Source organism: Bacillus sp. FSL K6-6038 (genome assembly GCF_038050455.1).
Taxonomy (GTDB): domain Bacteria; phylum Bacillota; class Bacilli; order Bacillales; family Bacillaceae_G; genus Bacillus_A; species Bacillus_A pseudomycoides.
Map to the genome: position 1 here is coordinate 140,481 of NZ_JBBOUH010000002.1, position 25,167 is coordinate 165,647.

Here is a 25,167-nt window from a genome sequence, read left to right on the forward strand (position 1 = left end):
TTCATTTTTTTGAATTAAGCCGCTTGATTATCAGACGTGGTACAATTGTAAACGACACCTAATATATCAAAGACTGTTTTCTTCTCATATCGATGAGATTTTCGCCCATTTTGCTGTAGGAGGTTGAACAGGCGAATTAGAATCTTTGATAGCTCTTGGGTGTCTTTCTGTATAGCTTGGAATAGAAGAAAAAAATAGTCTTTAATCATATAAATAGCTTTATATTCACTCAATTCTTGTTTCTTCTTCATAAGAAGTAACTTCCGCATTTGAAACATAATAGGGGTCACCATACATGCCCATCAACTTAAGAAATTGGTTGTTCCCCAAAACGAAAAAAATAAGTTGAATTCTCATAAATAACTGTAAAATAATAAAATTTTACGTTTTTTGGAGACTTCAAAGTATTAGCTTGATGGACATTGGTACTAACCCTAGAAGGAATGAGTTTTTTGTTTTACTACTGATAATGGGTGTTATGTAAAAGAAGACCAGTACATAACAAAGAAATCTTTATCATACTTTTACTATGAATAATTTGTATATTATGTAAAATAAAGAGGTACCTGGAATAAGGTATCTCTTTATTTTTTTAGTATGTTTAAAAATTTTGTATATGGTAGGTGTAAAGATGTTAGGTAATTTAATCCATTCAATTTTAGTTTTTTTAGAAGGACTTGGTTATTGGGGAGTTATGCTTGGACTAATGATTGAAATAATCCCAAGTGAAATTGTGCTAGCTTATGCTGGATATTTAGTATCATCGGGAAGTATATCGTTTTTCGGTGCTGTTGTATTCGGTACAATTGGTGGAGTTATAGCACAACTATTTATATACTGGATTGGTCGTTATGGAGGTAGACCAGTACTTGAGCGTTATGGAAAATATATTTTCATTCAAAAAAAGCATATTGATCATGCGGAAGCATGGTTCAATCGTTATGGAACTGGTGTAATATTTACAGCACGTTTCATTCCTTTTGTGCGCCATGCTATTTCAATACCTGCAGGTATTGCTAAAATGTCACATGTTAGATTTATTACGCTTACTACACTTGCAATTATTCCTTGGTCGGCATTATTTGTATATTTAGGCTGGAAACTGGGTGAAAAGTGGGAGAATATAAATGAAGTAGCAGGACCCTATATTAAATATTTTGCTATTACTGCAGTGGCTCTTGCTGTGTTCTATTTTGTTGTAAAAAAATTAATGAGAAGACGTGGCTAGTAATTTATTATTAGGGGCCACCATACATTACTATCAACCTAAGATGAATTTATACCCATAATTCATAGAAAGCGTTATTCTTTTTGTAGAAATATACAGAAAGGATGGCGTTTTTTGTATGAATCTATCGATTCAAGATGAGTTTCATTTTTTTGCTGAAGAATTACAGCGATATCTATCTCCACATATTCTTCAACAACTCGCACAAGAGACAGGTTTTGTAAAACGTAAAAGTAAGTATGGCGCACGAGATTTGGCTGCCTTATGTATCTGGATTAGTCAACAGGTAGCAAGCGATTCTCTTACTCGATTATGTAGTCAGCTTTATGCAAATACAGCTACACTTATAAGTCCGGAAGGACTTAATCAACGTTTTAACCGATGTGCTGTTTTATTTCTACAACGTGTATTTTCTCTTTTAATCAAAAGCAAATTAAACGATTCGTCTCAAATCTCAAATCAATACACCTCTTATTTTCAACGTATACGTATTCTAGATGCTACTATTTTTCAAGTACCCAATCATTTAGCTTCTATTTATCCTGGTTCAGGAGGATGTGCACAGACAGCTGGTATTAAGATTCAACTAGAGTATGATTTACATAGTGGGAAATTCCTCAATTTTCAAATGGAACCAGGTAAAAATAATGATAAAACCTTTGGTACAGAATGTTTGGATACCTTACGACCAGGAGATTTATGTATTCGAGATTTAGGATACTTTTCTCTAAAAGATTTAGATCAGATGGATCAACGAGGGGTATTCTATGTTTCACGGTTGAAATTAAATAATAGAGTATATGTGAAAAATGAATCTCCAGAATTCTTTCGGGATGGGACAGTAAAAAAGCAATCTTTATATGCTTTACTTGACCTTGAACATGTCATGCATCAGATAAAACCAGGAGATACTTATGAAATTCAGAATGCCTATGTTGGACAACAAAAATTACCCTCACGAGTTGTAATATACAGACTCACATCAACTCAAGTTCATAAACGTAGGAAACAGCAAACTTATGTTGAAAAGAAAAAAGGGGTTACATACTCTGAAAAAAGTAAACGTTTAACAGAAATCAATGTTTATATTACCAACATCCCATGGGAAATTGTTCCGATGGAACATGTTCACGAGATTTACTCTCTACGTTGGCAAATAGAGATTGTATTTAAAACATGGAAATCTCTTTTTGGTATCAATCATTGTCACAATATTAAGCGAGAGCGTCTAGAATGTCATCTTTATGGACAGTTAATCGCTATTTTTCTTTGTTCTTCCACTATGTTCAAAATGCGACAGCTGTTACTACAGAAAAAACAAAAAGAATTAAGTGAATATAAAGCAATTTATATGATTCAAGATCATCTGTACTTAGTATATGAAGCTATACAACAAGACACTCAAGAAGTATCAAAAATTTTTCTTCGTCTGTTTGACCTCTTACAGAAAAACGGACGGCACCCTGTGGCGATGGCACATACGTCGTCTATGTTTAAAGTAAGCTTCAAATTCTAGTTTACGAGCATGTAGGCACGGAAGGCAGATGCTGATTTTATTGTTTCTTTCCGAAAAATATAAAATGTTAGACTGACTTTAATGTAAAACCAGCGGTAGTCTTTGACATAAAAAATAAAGTCCTAGACTGCTGCTGGTTTATTGGACTAGCGTAATCAATTGTCACTTATCATTATTGGCTACATGTTTAGTCTGTTCCTCTCTCTTTGACGAACAACCATAATCCAATTGCAAAGAAAAACAAAATATAGGTGATATCTATCGCTAACGACATAGGTAAGCCAACTAATTCCGATTTATATTGTGACGTGCTCCAATAAACACTTAAATCATCATGATGAATGAATAGAATGTGTGTCCATGATGTAGATAAGAGACTACCTCCAAATATCATTTGTAAAAAATATAGCACTAAGCTACTGCCTACTGCGATAGCAGCTGATCTCGTCCACACGCCAATCAAGGATGCTAGACTTGCATATAGGCAACATTGCAATACGATTGCTCCGATAGAGTATATAACATCCGTCATGTCGCCCCATTGTATGTTTTTTGGAGCCATCAGAAGATTCACTAACAAAGAAACAATGAATATATTAACAACACTCGTAATGATGAGCAAAATCATCGCAGCAATTTTTGCAACATACAACCGTGAGCGCGAGGACGTATGCAGGAACAGTTGTTTCAGAGTACCATATTGATACTCATCCGTCCAAATAAGAGGTGACAAAACAATCGCCCAAGGTAGAATAACAAGCATTCCCGATAGGCCAAGCAAAGCATTTACCACTTGAGCCACCGTATCATCAGCCTTGAGATTACTGGTGTATGCCCAAGATAACAGTACCGTCATCATAATAAAACCAATGTGTGAAAGAATAAAGATTCTTTTATTCACTATCTTCAAACATTCATTCCATAACAATTTAATTCACCTCACCACGCGCAGTTGTCCATTTTAAAAACTTATCCTCTAAACTCGTATGTGCCGGCAACACCCGATGAACTTCCACCCCGGCATCACACAATGCTCGAATCAGCTTTGGAACTTGACCTTCATCAATAGCTACTGTCATAGTATGCAAACCGTTAGATAATTTCTCTGTCTGCATATAATCCAATGCATGATGATCATCTCCAAACAAGTTAACCACAACTTCGCTTGTAAGCTCAACATTATCAATGTGAAGAGTGATACAGAATTTCCCATCATTTAACCCATCATCAATCCGCTGCTCTGTCACTAAGCAGCCATTCTGCATAATAACCACTCGGCGTGCCATCTGCTCAATCTCAGACAGTTGATGACTGGAAATCACAATTGCTACGCCCAAATCTGCTGCAATTCTATTTAAATAGTTCCGGGTTTCACGGACACCAGCAGGATCAAGTGCATTCATCGGCTCATCTAACACAAGCAACTTTGGCTTTCGCAGTAGTGCTTGTGCAATTCCCAAGCGTTGTTTCATTCCCATGGAGTACGTGCCTACTCGCTGCTTAAGCGCATGTTCTATCCCGGTCAGACTGGCTACCTCCAGCAACCAATCCTTGCTCGCATTTTTGTGCAAACGCTGATATTGACGTAAATTTTCGTACCCACTCAAATAAGGATAGAAAGCAGGCGCTTCAATCACTGCCCCTACATTGAAGAGTGCTTTAGAAAACTGACTCTTAATACTGTAACCTGCAATATGCACGTCCCCTGCACTTATTGTGCTTAGACCAACTATCATCTTCATCGTGGTTGTCTTGCCCGCTCCGTTCGCACCAAGTAGTCCAATAATCTCTCCCTCTACCACATCGAACGATATGTCTTGCACAATCAACTTGCCCTTGATTTCTTTCGTTAGGTGTTGCACCGATAATACCGTTTTCAATTGTCCCACTCCTTACAATTAGTCCCCAATGTAATCTCAAGTTGATCCATATATTGTTAGTTTAGCTATTATGTTTTAAAGAGGACATGTATTATTCTTACATTTTCCTTACAATGTTGTAAGGTGTAATGAGTATTATGTTTTCAATCAAAGTCTAGGCAACAAACACTATCCAACTGATGTTTAGATATAAAAAACTATCTATTTCTTAAAAAGAAAAAATAGATAGTTGTGTCGAAAATGTGTCTAAACGTACAATTTTCTTTTTTTGATATGGTGACCCCATGACCATCAACTTAAGAATTTTATAATGCCCAAAAACGAAAATTTTGTATCTCTTATAACAACGAAGTTTATTTTTATTACTTTGGGAACAACTAATTTCTTAAATTAATGAGCATTTCCCCCTTTAACCGAAAATCACTCGGATTTTTCGAGTGTAATTTCTTTATAACATGAAATTATACAACTAATAGAGATTAACAGAAATGTACAAGATAAAATCCAAGTTCTATGGTCTATGATACTAATAATGAATCCAAATATTGAAGCTACAAACATTATGAAATTGAAGGAAAAATAAAACCATTTACTAGTTTTTTTATAATTTTTCATTAAAAAGGCTCCATCCATTAGAGTTGTATACATATTATACCATTAGAAATTAACAATTTAATAAAATGAATATTTATATATATAAAAATCCAAACTCCTGTGAAAGCAATTTTTGTTGGTGCTATCCCATCACCATCAACTTAACAGAACGGGTTTCCCTAAAAGTAAAACGATAAAAATGAACTTCGGTGCTATAAAACACACAAAATTTCCGTTTAGGGGGGACTCTAAAATCTTAGCTTGATGGGCATGTGGTGCTACCCCAATATAAAAAACCATTATGCAAAAGGAAACACCTACGCAGAACCGTAGCTTAGGTGTTTCCTTTTTGTTTATAGAGCATGCTCGGTCAGTCATATTCCTATAAAGATAGTAAAAAACATAAAATCAGACATCTTTTGAAAAATATTAAAGACTATTTCAATAATCACTAAAAAGCGGTACATTTTCTATATAAATACATTTTAAGAGGTGATTATATTGAAAAGTTTCTTTAGCTTATTATTGGCTGTTGTGGTGGCATGAACAATGGCATTGGGTGTAAGTGACTCAAATTTACATGCGGATTCTCCTCACAAAGAAAAATTCCCGTAACAAATAGTATCAAAAAATCTTGGAAAGCAAACAACAGTAAATTTTGAGAGCTATATAAAATCACATCCCATTTTATCTAAAATTTCAACTCAATTGTATTTGCTAAGACACATAAATATGGTGATTTTACTTTCTTATATAAACTACTAAATCAGGAGTAATTGTATCCGCTCTGTACGAAAACTACCTAGAAATACAACTTATATATATCATTTGTAAAATGGAATTGAGCAAAGATGAAAAGTACATCAAAGTTGATGTATTAGTAAAGTAAATTTCATAGAATTATAGGATTGTTTCTGTACTTTACGAAAATTAATTTTTTAAAGGAGCCGAAAAATGAGCCGAAAAAGAAAGATATTCACTTTTATATCCGCATTTGGTATAGGTTTAGCAAGTTATACTAATTGTACTGCTGCAGAGGTTTTAGACAACACTTCATTAAGAAATACTGGAGACATAATAAATACTTCTACTACATCAAACACTCTTCAAGTAGCAGCTGTTGCTAAAGAGATGAAACCCTTTCCACAGCAAGTAAACTACTCTGGTATTATTAAACCGAATCATGTTTCGCAAGAAAGTTTGAATACTTCAGTTAAAAATTATTATAATAATTGGAAAAATAAGTATCTAAAGAATGATCTTTCTTCACTTCCAGGTGGTTACTACGTCAAAGGAGAGATTACAGGAAATGCAGACGGCTTTAAACCGTTAGGAACTTCAGAAGGACAGGGTTATGGTATGATAATCACGGTTTTAATGGCAGGTTATGATTCAAACGCCCAAACTATTTATAATGGCTTATTTAAAACAGCGAGAGCTTTTAAAAGTTCCGAAAATCCCAATTTAATGGGTTGGGTTGTAGCCGATAGTAAAAAAGCTCAAGGGCATTTTGATTCTGCGACAGATGGGGATTTAGACATTGCTTACTCACTTCTTCTTGCTCATAAGCAATGGGGGTCAAATGGCACAATCAACTATTTGAAAGAAGCTCAAAATATGATTACAAAAGGTATTAAGGCTAGTAATGTGACCCAAAATAATAGTTTGAATTTAGGTGATTGGGGTTCAAAGAGTACATTTGATACTAGACCTTCCGATTGGATGATGTCTCATTTAAGAGCTTTCTACGAATTTACAGGAGATAAAACTTGGCTTAATGTTATTGATAATCTCTACAATACTTATTCACAGTTTACAAATAAATACTCGCCAACTACAGGATTGATTTCTGATTTTGTTGTGAAAAATCCACCACAGCCTGCGCCTAAAGACTTTTTAGATGAATCAAAACATACCGATGCATACTACTATAATGCGAGTCGTGTACCACTCCGAATTGTTATGGATTATGCAATGTATGGAGAAAAGAGAAGTAAGGTGATTTCTGATAAGGTCGCTACGTGGATTAAAAATAAAACAAAAGGTAACCCATCTAAAATTGTGGACGGTTATGAACTAAATGGAACAAACATTGGTGATTATCCAACAGCTGTGTTCGTTTCACCATTTATTGCTGCTGGTACAACTAACAGTAATAATCAAGCGTGGGTTAATAACGGATGGGATTGGATGAAGAATAAAAAAGAAAGCTATTTTAGTGACAGTTATAATTTATTGACCATGTTATTCATAACTGGTAATTGGTGGAAACCGACACCCGATGAAAAAAACATACAAAATCCAACAAAGTCAGAAATTCAGTCTGAATATAAGGAATAGAATCCATATGCAGTATTTGAACTACTCCCACTTCTATAATTGGGAGTAGTTCTATGAATACTGAAAACCTGCTTTGGTACAAAAACTCTAAAACTTTTGCAAGTAAATCTCCTAAACTTGGACATACTGATAGTAGGACTCTAGAAAAAGATGTGTGATCAGCATAGAAAAAGGAAAAATTGTTCAAATGGAACCTTTTTATTTTTGATTAAGTAAGTGCAGATTAATTCTATTTCGAATTGCTTCTTTAATAAATTCTTCGATGGAACTGTTTGTTTCTTCTACAATTTTTGTTATAGATTTATACTCGTTACTTGTGAGAGTTACCGGCTTTGTTACGGTATTACTATCTAAATACACACTATTATTAACACGCTGTATCAGTTTTCCTTCTATTATATAGGGTGCTAAACTATCCATCCATTCGGTCTGCATTCCAGATGATAATGATACTAAAGATTGACGAATATCAAAATACCAAAATTCATCTTCTACTGATATTTTTAAGTTTCTCGGAGACACATACTGTAATATGAGATCAATAAATCGAAAAATATCACTTCGTAATTGGTCAGATTTAGGGAAACGGAATTTCACAAATCTTTGATGATGACTTCGCGGTTGATCAGATAAAACATAGGCAGGCTCATATCCTACTTTTATTGCATCCCCTAATGTCATGTCATTCCCAAATTCATCACGAAGTATGATATCTCCACGTTTTGGAATCGAGATAATACGTGCTAACGTATTCCCTTTCATAAACCTTTGTAATAATACTACATTATGCTTTTGTGAGTATGTATAGATCGTATTTTTTCGCTCTATTTGTTGTACTAATTCACGGATGTCATCTTCTTTTACAAATTTTGTTTTACGATTACGATGCTCCTGTATAGTACAAGCTAACTCTCCCTCTTCTACCCATTTTTCGAGTTGATACATACTGATATGATACTCTTTGCTTGCTTGATATAAAGTAATTCCTTCTACCTCAAGTTCTTCTTTTAATTTCTCTACCTCTTCCCTGTTAAATAAAAAACTTCCATCTAAACGCCATGTATCCTTATTAATTGGATTTAGTTGTCCCTGTTTCATTGAATTATTAAATGTGAAGTGACTAATATCTAAGTACTCTTTTACCTCATTCGTGGTCATATTTATTTCATATGTACTAAGCATTTACGTTCCCCCTAATATTCCATTTATATATATAAGAAATAATATTATTATGTAAATTATAATTTATAAAAAGATAATTTAAATTTATTATAACATAAATAAAAAGTAAACTATTTAAATCGATATCTAATAACGGGATATAATTTATAATTAAATTCATTTTTATTATAGTATAAAACGAATGAGTAAGAATGAATAAAAGGAAATACATGACAACCATAGAAAATGTGCAATTCTATGGACATATTAAACTTTCATTTTTATGAAATTTAATCTTATTATGTAAATAATTTTGAATGTAATTCAGTTATAATGATAGATATAAAAGGAATTAATAAGGAGTTGAATGACAATGAAATTTGAATTGAAAACAATTCATAGTGAAACTTCTTTAGAAAACATAGAGAAACAAAAACAAAATTTCGCAAACATAATTGCATTATGGAATCTTGATTATATAAATGAAGCTGAATTTAAAAAGGAAAATAATGAAAGAGAAGATTCATATACATATGAGGGATTTTCAGATGAAGAAATATTGTACTACTACTTAAATCGGCAAACACATTTTGATCAAGAAAAACGTATAAAGGATGCATCCAGGACTCTATATGCACGTGATCTAAGTCAATTCTATTTCTTTGTTACAAAAAGCACAGAATTTCTGCAACAAGATGTAAAAGACTACGAAGATGATCGTATATGGAGGAATCTACGAAAACGTCATATCCGTAACTATCAGAGGTGGTTGTCGGAGGAGGCTGTTTCCTATCAATCCAAGGAGAAATACAAAGCATCTACGATTAGTCGGAAACTTGGTGTGATCCGTTCGTATTTGAAATGGCTATATGAAATTCAATATATCCAGGAACCTCTTCATGTGGAAATTCTAAGTACGACCGTTAATAAACACCATAAACCAAAACGCGAGTTATCATATGAGGAAGTGAAGCAGTTGCTTCATTACTATAAGGATAATGAGATCAATTACGCTTTATTATCGGTCCTAGCTACTACAGGGTTACGTGTTGCAGAAGTTGCGCATGCAAAGTGGGAAGATCTTGAGTATGACGATATACGTGGACGTTATTATCTAACAGTAGATACAAAGGGGGATAATGAACGGATTGTTTCTATTAATAAGGAGATTTTTAATCGTATTGTTGCATTTCGAATCCGGAGAAGGTTACCTATAAACATTGGGAATAAAAATGGTGGGACTATATTTCAAACAAAGAACCATTCAGCTTATAGAGAGAATTACTTGTCACAATATATTTCTAAAGTCATTAAGGATACCAAGTTAGCCTTTACAGAGAATATAAGAATTACCCCTCACTTCTTTAGACATTTTTATGTACAGTACTTATATGATTACAAGGGGCTTGCACCTCATGTAATCGCAGCTGCAGTTGGTCATAAAAATGATAGAACGACAAAAGAAAATTATTTGAAACAACGATTAACGAAAGATAATGATGCTGGAAATCTAATTTCGGAAGATGAATTCTAATTATATCGCTTTATATTTTGTATTAAACAGCTTCAATACCACTGTTTTTAGTTATGTATTTTTTACATAATTAAAATTGATTATCTACCTGTTTTTTTGTTTGTTCTTATAAGGATTCATTAGTTCTTCGCCAAGATTCCCTAAACAATTAACATATCCATAGGGAAGCGTGTAGAACCTTGCTATAATGAAAAGACTGCAAGGCCTTCTTGAAAAAGCGCTTTGCAGCCTTCTGGTCTCTTGTTTTGCTCAGGTAAAAATCGATTGTATTTCCTTTCGAATCAACAGCACAATACAGGTACATCCATTGACCTTTTACTTTGATATATGTTTCATCGACTCTCCAGGAGTCGCTTGTTTGTTTAAGATGACGTCGGATTCGTTTGTCAAATTCAGGACTGTACTGATGAACCCAACGCATAATCGTTGTATGAGAACTGGATAAGCCCCGTTCCTCCATCATTTCCACTAAATCACGAAAACCGAGGTTGTACCGTAGGTACCATCTTACCGTTAACAAAATAATATCAGGCTGATAATGCTTCCATTTGAATACATTTTCCTTTTCCATACCAATCACACACCTTCTTTAGATTAGTAGTATCAGTATGTCCAAGATTTGTAAATTTATTGCAATTGTCCTGAAGTTTTTGCACCAGAACCAGAGAAACATATGCCTGAAGGCATAGAGCTAAGGCAAGTTAGATATCTCGGTTCTGGTGCAAAAATAAATTATAAAAAAAGTAGGACCTGAATTTCCTACTAAATTACAGATTATGATGCGATACCAAACAATTTATCAATGAAATCTTTTTGATTTTGGGCAGACTTTACCCCTTGATGAAGTTGCTTCTTTTTCATCATATGCATCGCTTCTATGCCACTCAGTATGTAAGCGGCTGTGCGAAATGATTTGAATCCTAAGATCGAACGCACTTGCTTTTTAATAAATCGATGATCTTGTTCCACGATGTTATTGAGATATTTCACTCGCCTTATTTGGATGTCTACAGGCATCTTTTTTTCATTCTTCAACTCTTCAATTGCTACAGGATAGGCGGGATTCTTATCGATGGTTATCACACGAGGCTGTGAAACATGAAAAGACTGCAAAGCTTTCTTGAAGAAACGCTTTGCAGCCTTGTGATTTCTTGTTTTGCTTAGGTAGAAATCAATGGTGTTTCCTTCTGAATCAACTGCACGATATAAATACATCCACTTTCCTTTGACCTTAATATACGTCTGGTCTACTCGCTAAGAATCATTCGTTTTCTTAAGATGACGACGAACTCTCTTAGGTTCTGGTGCAAACCTCGAATGCTGTCAAAATACACACAAAAACATGAGATTAATTACGAACATTCAATCTTTACAAAGTATAAAAATACGGATTTTTATACTAATTCCCGAACAACTCATTCACATAAAAATGTAACATTCATGTTGGATTATCTACGTAATCATATTTGCACCAGAACCGAAAAACTCACATTTTGAAAAAAGATTGATCAAAACATGCTCTAAATTATTGTGATAGATTAACTTATTTATAAAAAAGTTTGATCATTTTTGAAATCCTTGTTGCACGAAAGCACCCTACTAACTTTGCAGGGTGCATCCATTTTCTTAAAATATTTCCTTTGCATCAGAAGGCAAATTCCTAACATGTTTAAGATATTTAGTCATGTTTCTGTCATCATCAATTGGATATGTGAAATTAAAATGTTCAGCGACACCTTTAGATAAGATTCTAAATAATTCACAAGTAATAAATATTGATTCCCATATATTTTCATAATCAGAATTAGAATAGGTTTCTTTATACATTTTCCAATATGGTTCTGGAAGATACGCCTTAAAATATTTCCCTAACTTTCCTGGTGAAACTTGAAAATCTTCTTGTATCCCAATCCACCAAGTAACCATTTTATTCAAAGAATTCCTCGTCGTATATTCAAACATTAGTTTTGCATACGGGAGTTCATCACGCCAAATTCCTTTTGCAACGTTTTGTAAACACCACCAAAATTCGTTTGTATAACTATCGTATTCACCTTTAGATGGCTTTTTGACATAGTAATCTATATCGGTAGGATAAGGTATTGTTGGCAAAAGATTATCTTTGTCCATTAAGGGAAGATTGAGCTTATCTTTTTCATACTCTTCAAATACGACTTCTTTTGTTTGGATACGAAGGTCTATGCGATTTCCATCTGTAAAGAGCATTAAAAAACCATAAGATCTAGTGAAATCGACATCAATTTCCCTACCAAAATCACTTTTGTCAGGTTCTTGCATCATGATTAAATCTCCAAAAGCATTAATCCATGTCTTATCTTTTATAAAAGATGCTGTTTCTGTTACAACATAAACAACATCATAGTCCTGAAAAATATCTTTTGGTACATTAGGGTTTGTTCTTGAACCATTCATATAGACCGCTCGAATACGTCCATCTTCTTTGGCGATGTTTATTATAAGATCCATCATTTCTTGTTCATTTCTCATTTAATTCCCCTCCGATGTATAGTTGGCTTTACATAAAAAATCCAAAATGGAGGGGCTCGTGGATGATATAAACCTAATCTAATAATTATAATTTATAATTTATTTAAGTTTTTTTTCATCTAACCTTCCTTCCCTATTTAGAGCTAACTTTTTTATAAGTCATTTCAACATTTATTCACAGATTAACTCTACTACCCTGTTAGTTCAATAAAGTAAGCCGAAATCCCTTCTTTATATATTTTGATTCATCATTTTTATAAACGGCTTAACTTTATTTCAAATCCATATCATCTTCTTGAATGTTTTAATCAAACTTTATTTAAAATTTATCTTAGGGTAAGGACATTCAAACATATGTAAATAAAGAGTTCGAACATATTATATATATCAAATATGTTTAAACTCTTTTTGTTGTCGCTTTGTAAAAAAGATTGATTATTTCGGAAGGCAAATCTTAAAAATACACGCCCGTTATTTATATATCCTTATTTCTCCCATATCAATATGGCGTCCTCTAGTAATAGCTTCCAAGAACTACGATCTGCCATCAGAACGTCCATATCAACCGTTGTATAATAAACAGCATCTAACATATCCACTTCTTCTGGTTGAGCTACTGACGATATAAAGTCTGCTTCCTCACGTGGTGTCTTTTTACGGAAAAGATCCCCTGAAGGCGAATTGGCTATAGTCTCTGTATATTGTATAAAGCTTACTGTTTTTTGTACTCCGTCAATCTCCATTTCAATTGGCCCTGCTTGATGGACACCGTAATAACTTTCTCCGTAATAATGTGCTAGAAGCTTCTGTTGCTGTAACTCAATTTTGACTAACTCTTCGTCGTACGGAATCACCGTTTCATAATGGAATACATAAAAGAATGCGCCAAATAATAATGCTGCTGTTAAAAAAATCGATGTACCTGCAATCATCCATTTTTTATAGCGCCAATTTCGTTGAATACGCTTTAACATAGACGTTTCTGTTTGTGCGGGAATATAGACTTCTTGTTTCATCGCTTCATATTCCTTTTGACAATGTTCACACTGTTGTAAATGTACTTCGACCATTTCTTTTGTATCGTCACTAACGACCTCGTCCACATAAAGTGGTAAAAGATCTTGAATAATTGTACACTTAATGTCTTTCATTTTGATTCGCCTCCATATACGCTCGAATTTTATTTTTGGCTCGGTAAAACGTCACCCTTGCCCAGCTAGCGCTTTTTCCAAACAGCTTGCCAATTTTATCAAAGGGTAACTCCCCAAACGTCCGTAGTGAAAAGACTTCTTTGTACGGCTCTTCCATATCGTGAAGAAACTGATGAACGATAAATGCTTCTTCCTCACTTATCAAATAATCTAAAACGGTGACACCTGTGCTCAATTCATCGGTCACATCAGAATCCATTTGCCATTTCTTTTTCTTGTAATACGAAAAATATGTATTCCTGGCAATCGTGAAAAGCCAAGCACGAATATCTTTAGTTCCATTGAAACCTTCAATGGATTTTAATGCTTTAAAGAAAGCTTCTTGAGTAATTTCTTCAGCGATATTTTCGTCATGTGTTAATGACCTAATATATAAATACACATCTTGAAAATATGCGTGATAAATTTCCTCAAAACTCATGTCTTTTCACCCCTCTCACTTATATAACTATTGAAGTCTCATTATGTTACAAAAAAATTCAAAAAATAAAACCGAATAGTTTAAAAGTAATCTACTCGGTTACAAACTTTAAATATTAACTTATTTGAAATACCTTCCTTTTAGTTGAATTACCGAATATCGAATTATTCTTTATTTTTTCATACATTAAATTTAAAAATATACATTTCGTGATGATTTGACTTCTACTTTTTATCAATCTTTTTTGCGTATTATCAAACTTTTTCAATTGGTTCTCTGTTAGCATTCAGCAAAATATACATAATCCTATTGTTACCCATTGGAACTTCTGTAACCTTTATCTCCATTCATCAACCATCTCCTGTTGATATATATAAGGGAACTGATATTATTTCATAATATTCAGAATATACTTTTTATACCTATGAATCAACCCTCATTTTATAGAATAGTATGTAAATAGAAAGAGGATAATCAGCCCGGTTCTGGTGCAAATATATGAAGAAGAACGCGGGTAATAGTAGATTCCTAGTGAAATCGTATTTTATGCTATAAGTCCAAACACTTGGTGGATGAACTCTTTTTGATTTTGGACAGACTGATTCCGTAAATTAATCTGTCCCTTTTTTATCATATGCATGGCTTCAACACCACTCAATATAGAAGTTGCAGTTTTAAATGACTTAAACCCCAACATAGAACGCACACGTTTCTTAATAAAACGATGATCTTGTTCCACTATATTATTGAGATACCTAACTTGCTTTATCTTTATGCCTTCGGGCATATGTTTCTCTTCTTTCAACGCTTGAATCGCTACAGGATAGACAGGGTTTTTATCTACTGTTATCACACGAGGTTTAGAAATGTACGAAAAAGCCAAGGCTTTCTTGAAAAAGCGCTTGGCTGCTTGTTTATCTCTTGATTTACTTAGATAAAAATCAATGGTATTCCCTTCTGAATCAACGGCACGATATAAATACATCCATTGCCCTTTCACTTTAATATAAGTTTCATCGACTCTCCATGAATCATTTGTTGTTTTAAGATGATGTCGTACTTTCTCTTCTAATTGAGGTCCATATTGATGAACCCATCGCATAATCGTTGTGTGAGCTATGGATAAGCCTTGTTCCTCCATCATTTCCACCAGGTTACGGAAGCTTAAATTGTACCGTAGGTACCACCTTACTGTTAATAAGATTAGTTCCGGCTGATAATGCTTCTATTTGAACAAATTTTCCTTTTCCATATCGATCACACACCTTTTTCTAGAGTAATACTATCAGTATGTCCAAGTTTAGGAGATTACTTGCAAAAGTTTTAGAGTTTTTGCACCAGAACCAAAAATATAGTCATACAAATCAGCGTAAAAAAGCAAAGAGACGGCGTCGTAAATAATTGTTTTTTATAAAACAATATACATATTTTATTTTGGATAAAATAAGAACGTTTATGTTACAAATATCACCGAAAAACAATTATTGGTAAAAAATGTATTGATATGACCTAGTTTTACACGTATCTCGGCTGAGCCCCTTATAGATTCTATTCAAACGTTTGTTTAAGACATTTCTAAAAGGATGTTACGTCTAATTTGTTCAATTTCATGTTTATTATATAAATTTTATATAACAAGGAGAAAAGTAGGGGAAAGAAAAACAAAACTGCACAGTTAATCCTTTAGAATCTAGATAAAACTTATAGCAAATTCAAAGGAGAATATTTTTTTATCGTGCGATTGATAAATTTGTAATAATAAGACTAAGGGAGGTCTTAATCGAAATGGAGAATAAAATTGTCAATTGGATTCATTATGTAACTTCACAAACCATAATAGAAATTATTAAGTAAATATTGATGTAAATTTAGTGAAAAAGCTCTTCATTTTAGCATTCTGAAGAGCTTTTTCATTAATTATAAATATACGAGCGTGTATTGATTTTTATTTTCCAAAATAATTACATGAAAATCTATTATTTCGAACTATCCCATGACCCATCTGAGTTAAAATAGTACCATTTGCCATTAATTTGTTGCCAGCCTGTTTGCATAGCTCCAGAAGAATTGAAATAATACCAAGCACCATTAACTTGCTGCCAATCTGTTTGCATGGCTCCAGAAGAGTTAAAATAATACCAAATACCATTAACTTGCTGCCAATCTGTTTGCATGGCTCCAGAAGAGTTAAAATAATACCAAATACCATTAACTTGCTGCCAATCTGTTTGCATGGCTCCAGAAGAGTTAAAATAATACCAAATACCATTAACTTGCTGCCAATCTGTTTTCCTGATACCAGTAGAATCAAAGTAATACCACTTGCCATCAATTTGTTGCCAGCCTGTTATAATGTCGTCTGTTGGTTGAGAAAGGTTATTATAATACCCCTCAACACCATTTACGAATGAATCCCATAGTCCATTATTAATCATGTTAGCAGGACAGTTTTTACCACTCCATCTTTGGTGTTTTACGATATTATTTAACGGTACACCAGTTTCTTTCATTAAATAAGCTACAAGTTTCTTAGCGTTATCTACTGCTTTACTGTAGTTACCGTCTCTGTTAACTGCGATTTCAATTGCAATAGATTGTCTATTACCTGGACCATCACCGTCTCCTGCGTGCCACCCGTTCTCGTTTAATGGTAAGTGTTGATAAATCTCTTTATCGTCTACTGTAAAGTGCCATGATGCAGTTCGGTCTGTGTTCCCTACTGCTTGGTTATATAGATATTGAGCGTGGTTTCTAGCACCTGCTCCTACACTTGTATTATCAGTCTCATGAATTGTAATGTACTTTGGACTCATGTAGTTTTGAGGACGAATATTATCGTTACCTACTGGAACAATCCATTCAGTGAATGGAACACCGTTTATTGTACTAGAGCTTCTAGGTGATGCGAAAGACAGACTACGTTTTGTTCTGTTTGAATTGTTAGGAACAGTTACTGTACCCGTTTCTTCATGAATACCTTCTGAACGCTGAAGACTGTCTGCTTTCTTATTATCGACAGTACCTCCACCACGTCCGTCTACCCCTTCAAAACTAGCTTCAATACTTTTTAAAGCCTGTTCATCTGATGCTTGAAGTTGGTCTGCTTTACCTTGTTCTTGGACGCTTGTAGGTTGCTTATTGTTTACTGATTGTTGTTCCTCTGCAAATGATGCCAATGGTGAAGATAATACCGTTAATCCTGCTGTTAATGCTACTACTTTTTTATTAAATTTAATATTCATTTCTACTTTGGTATATCTCACTATCTTAATAGATATACCTTCCTCCTTGTACTTCTTTTAGTGTGAATAATAGTTTGAATAATAGTTTGAATAATAGTTTAAATAATGATAGTCTGAACCCCAAAAATAACGACTTGATTTTTCATTTCATATAATCAACTGAAATCTATAGATCCTCCTAGATATGTCAATATTTCAGAGTTATAACATAACACTAGGGCTCCTCCCACAACTAAGATTAATGAAAAGAGAATCCAACACAGATTTTTCTTCATAATTGTTGAAATCGATATTTGGGAGCGTTTCAAACAAATATCGAAGAGAATGATAAGGACTTAAATTGTTCTCTTTTGCAGTTTCAACCACACTATACATGATGGCACTCCCTCTAGTACCTTCGTAAAAATATAATTTAAATAACATAAATAACCTTTAATGTACAAATAACATTTTACTTTATATCCCGTTTGTTTTCTATGAAATTCAAAAATCTTTCAAAAATCCTGATTACAAATAAAAAGAGACTTCAAAACACAGAAGTCCTTTTTTATGTTGGTTTGGAATAAAGTTTGATCAAAACTCAGGAGTTTTACCGTGACAGCTTTATCTAATGATGCAAAACGGTGCAACTTTTTTGCAAACAGTTAAACTTTATTCAAAACAGTACGACTTTATTTCAAAGAAACAACCATGTCATGTATCTTAGTATTTAGGAACTTCTAATATACTCTTTTTCTTCCCATCATATACTATAGCTGTTTTTGCTTTTATATTCTCATTGTTATATTTAAAGTCTTGGTTTGAGAAGTTCACAATCACTTTCATGTTTTTTCCGAATGTCGTACTTTGAACTTGCCGATCTTCAGACAATACTTCAAAATTAGTCATTGGTTTTGTTACGGCTTTCTCATGAAATGGAGACCATACTTTCAAATAAGAGGTAATGATGGATTTACTTTTCTCCCATTCATTTTTATCAATATGATATAAAGGTGGTACATTATACAACATTTCAGATAACATTCTATTTCCTATCTCATCCTTAATTCTAAAACTTCCCCATGCCCATTGGTGAGTAGTAATAATTGAATCATTATATACAAGTTTATATAACGGAATTGAATATACAGGATTATTATAAATATTTTTATAAATAGGTTTGATTGGTATGGTTTTGGCATTCGTTTCTGGAATAGCACCATCTGGTGAAGTGGATTTATATCCGCCTACATAATATGGGCTCTGTTTATCTTTCATATCAGAGTCGGGCCAAATCCCAGGCGTTTCAATTCCATGCGCAAAGGCAATTATATTACTAGCAAAGTCATTTCCACCTTCGGATCCAACTACCATATGTTTTTCTTCGCTAATATATTTCATTCTTTGTAGTCTTGCTTTTACATCTTGTTCCTGAGTAGTAATGTGATTTGGAGAATAATCATCGTAAATTTCGCCTGTAGCATCACAATCGACAAACCAAGAATTAAACGGTATATTATTTTGTAAAATATCACCTACACGTTCTTGCACACTAGGTAAGGATAAAGTTGGATTTAACTTTCTTCCTTTTCCTAAGAATCCTCCTATTTTTTCTCCTTTTTCATTCGATATTGTAGCATTTTCATATAAAGTTTTATCTTTAAAAGAAGCAGTATTCCAATCTCTATTTCCAACTTCATGAATCGAGTGATATGAATCATAAGGACCGATTAAATACCCCATTCTATTTGCTTCTTCTACCATTTTGGGATTCATTAATCCATTAGCCCAATTAGGTAAGCCTATCCATGCTTTTTTAACATTCGATTTCTTCATATCAACTAAAACATCTGTTGTTTCTTTCTGTTCCCATCTACTTACTTCATCCACTGCCTCTGTTAACTTACTCTTAATTAATCCTTTGTTCAGTGTATATAGTTCTTGTTCACTTAAGTTTTGGATTCCTTTTTTTGACAATTCATTTATTACAATATCCGGATTATTAAAAATATCTTTATTATAAAGTTGTTCTAATTTTAATACTTGATTTATCGCATTAACTATTACTTTTTGCTGGCTTTTATCGATAGCTTTTTGATTCTTTATATCTTGCATAACAGTTTCAAAATCTTTTGAGCCATCTTCCGTATTTTCTTGTAACAACTGTGCAATCCAATTTGTAAATGTCTCATCCATTTTTTGTGTGAATTTATCCCACTTGATATTTTCTACTGAAATCCCACTGTGGTCCCAAAAATAAATATGAGGAGCACCAAATAATTTTTTAATGTTCGGATTTGTTTTTGCTTTTTCTTCTAGTGTCTTAAATTCTCCCTGTTCTTTTATATAATTTTTATAAATATTTGCCATCGAGACAGGGTTTTTATCAGTTAGATACAATCTGAATCCATATTCTTTATTCTTATTAATAGAAGGATATTGATGTGTAAAACTAAACTGTATATCGGAATCAGCAGTGAAATGAATATTATCATTATACATATTGTCAGCTATATACATAATGGAATATTTAGATTTATTCAATGCAAAGAATCTCATAGAAAAACGTTCTATAAATGACATGTCTTGATCTTTTAAATATTCTTTCCAGCTTGGGTCATTGCTAGGTATATTTTTTCCTTCCCATAATGGTAACGTATAGCTGTCCGCACTTACTTTAGGCCATGTAAATTCATTAGCTCCTTCAGACTTAGTAGATTTTAACTTAATACTTAAATAGAATTCTTTCTTTTCAATCTTCACATCTATTTGGTCATCTGGATAATTCCAAGATATACAATCATGTTTTTTTATTAGATTTGTTATTTTTTTCTTCGATAGTGGTAAGGAAGCATTTTCTCTCACACCGTCTTTTTCCACAAAAATTTCACCGGTTTCAGGATTCACATCAAAAGTAAAATTTTTGTATTGAGAAACTACGTTTTGTCCCTTTGTTGTAATATCCTTTTGTTGCGCATAACTCAGGGATGGTAATGTAAGACATATTGAACTCATCAAAATTGGAATGACTAGCTTGTTCATTTTTTTATTCATACTTATAAACCTCCTTTTTTGTATTTCTATCATACAAATACATTGTGACATGAATGTGACAATGTATTTTATTATTATTTAGCTTAATGATGAGTGGCTCAAAAAAGAACGAATTCTTGCCGTGCCCCCTCACCTCAAGTCCCGAATGATCCTCACGCAAAAGAGACTTGTCCATGACAAGCCTCTTCCCCGCCCTATTTATTTATACTATTCTCAACAAGCCCAGTGGCATCCTCTAATGTGCGTTGCATACTATCTGCACGTTGGTCCGTCATATTTTGATCACGTACAGCTGCTTCGGCTACTTGTATTTTTTGCTCTAATGCTTTCACTGGTTCATTCTTGTATTGCCCTACCTCTGTTCCTACTTGTATCTTTGTTAAGAAATCTTTTGCTCTATTAATCTTTACTTGAAGTTTTTCTTTCGCCGTTTGTGGCTTTTCTTCTGCCACTTTAGAATGTAAAAAGATTTGATGTGCCGTTTGTAACGATTGATACATTGTAACGATTTCTTCTTTTGTTACCATCATTCTTTCAAACGTTTCTTTTGCACCGTTATATGCTTTTTGTAATGCGGCAAACGCTTTTTGTGAATATTGACCAGGCTTCTCTCCAAATTCGTAAGTACCTGCCAATGTTTCTTTTACCTTATTCATTTCTTCATATAAGTTATCGATCTCTTCTATTTTTATCCGATTATTAAACTCATTATAAGCCGCTTTCACTTCAGAAGGCGTTAGTGCCTTACTATATAGTCTTGCAAGTACAACTTTTCCATTTAATGGAACATTACCATTGCCAGAGCTTGTTGGATCTGCTCCAATCGCAAATGGTACGTTTGGATGATACACTTTCCCCGTTACTCGCTGACTATTTACTTTTTTTCCATCTACATATACTGCAAGTTCACTTCCATTATATGTTCCTGTTAGATGGTATGTTTTATTAGCTTCTAGCTGTACACCAATACGTTTATAACTGCCACCAATATGTGCCCATAATTCTACATAACCAAAACCTGTTGATTCAAATCCAATTCCACCGCTTTCGGTATTTTCCATAATTGCTTGATTGCGAATTTGATTCATAGAAAACACTGCTTCCAGTGTAAAGGAATCCTTTACCTTTTCTTTTTGCTCATTTGAAAATGGAATATATCCATATGTATTATTCTGTCCACTTAATTTCATTACGTGTTTCTTTAAAGGTTTCTCATACTCAATTGCTACATTTCCTTTTACACTTCCATTTGCACCAAACGATGAATAATCTTTAAAAGTACCATCTAAAAAGTTCACATCGAATACATCTGCTTTCGGTACTTTCGCATTCGGATCAATTACTTCTGTATTCGTTTCAAATTCTTCGCGCAAAGGAGCACTACTTTCATTTCCAAATGAATCTAATGCTGTTACTTCTATGTTATATTCCGTATTAATCTCTAGTCCAGCTAATGTAAATGTCAGCTCTTTAGGCACCAGATCCCGGTAGAACTCGGAGAAGGCTAAAAGCTGATTTTTCACCTTTCCTGTTGCTTTCTCTTTTGCTTGCAAACGGTATGAGTGAACGAGTAAATTATCTACAGCTTGCGGAAATGTCGCTGTCACAGATGTCTCTGTTATATTCGAAAGTTTCAGCTTTGCATCTTGTAAAAATGTCGGCTTTTCCTTATCACGATCTTCTGTATACTTAAAAGATTCTTTCTTTGCTGGAAGTTCAACTACCCACGGTTCACCTGTCCAAGAGTTCGTATGAAAATCACGGCGATGAATCGTCACTTTTTGATCGTCTACTTCTACCAATAAACCTTGGCTTAATGTTTCAGCTCCTGGAGGAATATTTCCTTGTACTTTTCCGCTTTCCACTTCCATATAACTAACTGATGATGTACCAACAGACGTAAAGTCTTTTTGGTGAATTGACCTTGGATCATCAAGTGGATAATGAGAATGACCAGAAAACGTTACAGCTTGTGGATACTCTTTTAAGACTTCATTAATTTTGGCACTATCATTTGTCCCCCATTCATGACTCCCGTACACTGTTCCTTTAATTTGCTGATGTAAAAAGACAAAGATTGGCTTATTTGGATCAGCTTGCTTCGCTTTTACTAATTCCTGCTTCAACCAATTAATTTGTGTATCTGAATAATATCCATGTGTCACTCCATTTTCCGGGCTCATCACAAGAAAATGATAGCCTTTTACAACTTTGTGATAATAGATAGATTCCATTCCTGTTTTTTTAAGAAAACGTTTCTGTGCATCATGTGCCAATAATCCGTTCCAATAATCATGGTTACCTAAAGCATACATAGCAGTTGCATTTTGATTTCCATATTGCTTATAAGTTTGGAAGAAACGATCATACTGCTGCGTCGAGCCACTGTCTGTAAAATCACCAACAACTACAAAAGCATCTTGTCTTGGAGCTACTGCGTTTAATTGCTGCAGCGCTCTTTGAAAACGAAACGTATCATCCGTTCCACTATTTTTAATGTGTACATCACTTAACACCGGAAAAACAATCTTCTTCTCTGACGATTCTTTCTCTGTTTTTTCTTCTTTTGTTTCCGCAAAACTAGTCCAAGAAAAAGATGTAAATACTAAAAAGAAAACTGCTAAAAAACCAATAAGACCTTTCACTTTACACAACATCTTTTTGATCACAAAAATCCTCCTCGCATATATTGTAAAATACAAGAATATTTTAGCGAAATGTTATTAAACTAGTATAAATTAAAGGTAAAAAATGTTAAAAATTTGTAAAACAAAGTAAAAAGCCGCCAAAATAAGGCGGTTTTCTTATCGACATTCTCTTCTATTTTTTTTTAATAAGCTTGTGCATCATGTTATCACTACATATAATTCATGAACATATTGAGAGTGCTGTGATTCTGGCCGTGTATTTTGAGAAGAAGTAAATTTGTATATTTTTCACAAGAAATCATGAAAAAGACTTAGTCCTTGTGAGGAAAATAAGCCTTTTTACTATTTAGACTCACACAAATGATCTGTGCATCAATTTAACTTTGATAAACAGATCATTTGTAAGATAATAATTCATTGTAAAGAAGTAAAGATTACATGAATGCTTTTAATAGGGTTGTTACTAACGGAATTACTCCACCTAAAAATGATAAAACTGCAATTGCGATTGCCATAATAATTCCTCCTCTTTAAATTTCTGAATATTAAGAATTATACAAATTCATTATATTACAGATTTAAGAATATGACAATATCTTTTTTTATTCTCTCTAAGATTTCGAAATAGGGGTTCAGCTGAGATACGTGTATCTCGCTGAACCCCTAATACGCCCATAATAACATTTTTCACGCCACATTTATTCATGATAATTAAGTTCACTTTTTTCGTTTTGGGGCAAAGTAGTTTGTTTTGTAGGGATAGCACAATGCCCATCAAGCTAATGTTTTAGATCACCCCATGGCCATCAACTTAAGAAAAGTAAACACCCCCAAAACAAAAAAATGAGCTGATTTCTCAAAATAACTAACTGTAGAGAAAGAAAATTTTCATTTAAGGGGTACTTCAAAACCTTAGCTTGATGGCGATGGGGTATCGCCACACATCCATCAACTTAACAGAACAGGTTACCCCCAAAACGAAAAAAATGAACTTCGTTGCTATAAAAGACACAAAATTTTCGTTTAGGGGGTACTTCAAAAGGTTCTGGTGCAAAAATAAAATAAAAGAGAATAAAGCGCATATATTCTTAACTGAATCGTATCTTATGCTGCAAGTCCAAACAATTGATGGATGAATTCTTTCTGATTTTGGACAGACTGGTCCCGTAAATCAATCTGTTCTTTTTTAATCATATGCATGGCTTCTACTCCAGAAAGAATGGATGTAGCTGTGTCAAAACATTTGAACCCTAGCATAGAACGGATTCGCTTCTTTATAAAGGGATGATCTTGTTCTACTATGTTATTCAAGTACTTTTGTTGTCTAAGTTGCATACCATCAGGTATGCTTTTTTCTTTTTTCAACTGTTCAATTGCTATAGGATAAGCAGGGTTCTTATCGACTGTTATAATACGTGGCTTTGAAACATGAAAAGACCGCAAAGCTTTCTTGAAAAAGCGCTTTGCAGCCTTCTGGTCTCTTGTTTTGTTTAGGTGAAAATCAATTGTGTTTCCTTTCGAATCAACAGCACGATACAGATACATCCATTGACCTTTTACTTTGATATATGTTTCATCGACTCTCCAAGAGTCATTTGTTTGTTTGAGGTGACGACGGATTCGTTTGTCCAATTCAGGACCATACTGATGAACCCAACGCATAATCGTTATATGAGAAATGGATAAACCCCGTTCTTCTAGCATTTCCACCAAATCACGAAAACTGAGGTTGTACCGTAGGTACCATCTTACCGTTAACAAAATAATATCAGGCTGATAATGCTTCCATTTGAATACATTTTCCTTTTCCATACCAATCACGCACCCTTTCTAAAGTAATAGTAACAGTAT

The 25,167-nt window shown here is 33.6% G+C and carries 13 protein-coding genes and 7 pseudogenes; 4 read left to right on the forward strand and 16 right to left on the reverse strand.

Features of this window, described 5'->3' with window-relative positions; genetic code table 11:
• Positions 1 to 14: 14 nt before the first annotated feature.
• Positions 15 to 278: pseudogene (locus NSQ40_RS28395) on the reverse strand (IS4 family transposase); the annotation flags it as partial.
• 353 nt (positions 279 to 631) lie between these two features.
• On the opposite strand from NSQ40_RS28395, the gene NSQ40_RS28400 reads away from it, so the two are divergent.
• Positions 632 to 1,228, forward strand: coding sequence for a DedA family protein (locus NSQ40_RS28400; protein ID WP_003203054.1), 597 nt, complete (start codon positions 632 to 634; stop codon positions 1,226 to 1,228).
• Between the two features lie 118 nt (positions 1,229 to 1,346).
• Positions 1,347 to 2,687: pseudogene (locus NSQ40_RS28405) on the forward strand (IS4 family transposase); the annotation flags it as partial.
• 244 nt (positions 2,688 to 2,931) lie between these two features.
• On the opposite strand, the gene NSQ40_RS28410 reads toward NSQ40_RS28405, so the two are convergent.
• Positions 2,932 to 3,672, reverse strand: coding sequence for an ABC transporter permease (locus tag NSQ40_RS28410; protein ID WP_098101726.1), 741 nt, complete (start codon positions 3,670 to 3,672; stop codon positions 2,932 to 2,934).
• Position 3,673: 1 nt separating this feature from the next.
• A complete protein-coding gene (locus NSQ40_RS28415; RefSeq protein ID WP_141521876.1) occupies positions 3,674 to 4,624 on the reverse strand; it encodes an ABC transporter ATP-binding protein in 951 nt (316 codons plus the stop codon).
• Between the two features lie 1,548 nt (positions 4,625 to 6,172).
• Between NSQ40_RS28415 and NSQ40_RS28420 the strand changes: the two genes are divergently transcribed.
• Positions 6,173 to 7,558, forward strand: a complete 1,386-nt coding sequence (locus tag NSQ40_RS28420; protein ID WP_097795799.1) for a glycosyl hydrolase family 8 — start codon at positions 6,173 to 6,175, stop codon at positions 7,556 to 7,558.
• A 198-nt stretch (positions 7,559 to 7,756) separates the two neighbouring features.
• Here the strand turns inward: NSQ40_RS28420 and NSQ40_RS28425 are convergent, their stop codons facing one another.
• Positions 7,757 to 8,740 carry a ribbon-helix-helix protein, CopG family gene (locus NSQ40_RS28425; protein WP_258248695.1) on the reverse strand — a complete coding sequence of 328 codons (984 nt, stop codon included), beginning with the start codon at positions 8,738 to 8,740 and terminating at the stop codon, positions 7,757 to 7,759.
• Between the two features lie 352 nt (positions 8,741 to 9,092).
• Between NSQ40_RS28425 and NSQ40_RS28430 the strand changes: the two genes are divergently transcribed.
• The gene (locus NSQ40_RS28430; protein WP_098159445.1) at positions 9,093 to 10,253 is read left to right on the forward strand and encodes a tyrosine-type recombinase/integrase; all 1,161 of its coding nucleotides are present in this window, start codon (positions 9,093 to 9,095) and stop codon (positions 10,251 to 10,253) included.
• Between the two features lie 178 nt (positions 10,254 to 10,431).
• Here the strand turns inward: NSQ40_RS28430 and NSQ40_RS28435 are convergent.
• The 12 genes and pseudogenes from NSQ40_RS28435 to NSQ40_RS28490 all read right to left on the reverse strand — a co-directional run.
• Positions 10,432 to 10,824, reverse strand: a pseudogene (locus tag NSQ40_RS28435) (IS6 family transposase); the annotation flags it as partial.
• 203 nt (positions 10,825 to 11,027) lie between these two features.
• Positions 11,028 to 11,558: pseudogene (locus NSQ40_RS28440) on the reverse strand (IS6 family transposase); the annotation flags it as partial.
• A 321-nt stretch (positions 11,559 to 11,879) separates the two neighbouring features.
• On the reverse strand, positions 11,880 to 12,761 hold the full coding sequence (locus tag NSQ40_RS28445; RefSeq protein WP_003209677.1) for an aminoglycoside 6-adenylyltransferase: 882 nt from the start codon (positions 12,759 to 12,761) through the stop codon (positions 11,880 to 11,882).
• A gap of 485 nt (positions 12,762 to 13,246) precedes the next feature.
• Positions 13,247 to 13,912: a zf-HC2 domain-containing protein gene (locus NSQ40_RS28450; RefSeq protein WP_080547283.1), complete on the reverse strand. Its 666-nt coding sequence runs from the start codon at positions 13,910 to 13,912 to the stop codon at positions 13,247 to 13,249.
• Positions 13,899 to 14,393, reverse strand: a complete 495-nt coding sequence (locus NSQ40_RS28455) for an RNA polymerase sigma factor (protein ID WP_003204154.1) — start codon at positions 14,391 to 14,393, stop codon at positions 13,899 to 13,901. The genes NSQ40_RS28450 and NSQ40_RS28455 overlap by 14 nt, the downstream gene beginning before the upstream one ends.
• Positions 14,394 to 14,937: 544 nt before the next feature.
• Positions 14,938 to 15,645: pseudogene (locus NSQ40_RS28460) on the reverse strand (IS6 family transposase).
• A gap of 724 nt (positions 15,646 to 16,369) precedes the next feature.
• Complete coding sequence (locus NSQ40_RS28465) at positions 16,370 to 16,447, reverse strand: hypothetical protein (RefSeq protein WP_098161435.1); 78 nt, start codon at positions 16,445 to 16,447, stop codon at positions 16,370 to 16,372.
• A pseudogene (locus NSQ40_RS28470) lies at positions 16,445 to 17,635 on the reverse strand (N-acetylmuramoyl-L-alanine amidase); the annotation flags it as partial. The pseudogene NSQ40_RS28470 and the gene NSQ40_RS28465, both read right to left, overlap by 3 nt.
• 201 nt (positions 17,636 to 17,836) lie before the next feature.
• Positions 17,837 to 18,031 (reverse strand): annotated as a pseudogene (locus tag NSQ40_RS28475) (hypothetical protein); the annotation flags it as partial.
• Between the two features lie 306 nt (positions 18,032 to 18,337).
• Complete coding sequence (locus tag NSQ40_RS28480) at positions 18,338 to 20,668, reverse strand: glycoside hydrolase (RefSeq protein ID WP_003210362.1); 2,331 nt, start codon at positions 20,666 to 20,668, stop codon at positions 18,338 to 18,340.
• A 194-nt stretch (positions 20,669 to 20,862) separates the two neighbouring features.
• Positions 20,863 to 23,325, reverse strand: coding sequence for a LamG-like jellyroll fold domain-containing protein (locus NSQ40_RS28485; RefSeq protein ID WP_373568701.1), 2,463 nt, complete (start codon positions 23,323 to 23,325; stop codon positions 20,863 to 20,865).
• A 1,095-nt stretch (positions 23,326 to 24,420) separates the two neighbouring features.
• On the reverse strand, positions 24,421 to 25,128 hold the full coding sequence (locus tag NSQ40_RS28490; RefSeq protein WP_097787486.1) for an IS6 family transposase: 708 nt from the start codon (positions 25,126 to 25,128) through the stop codon (positions 24,421 to 24,423).
• Between the last annotated feature and the right edge of the window lie 39 nt (positions 25,129 to 25,167).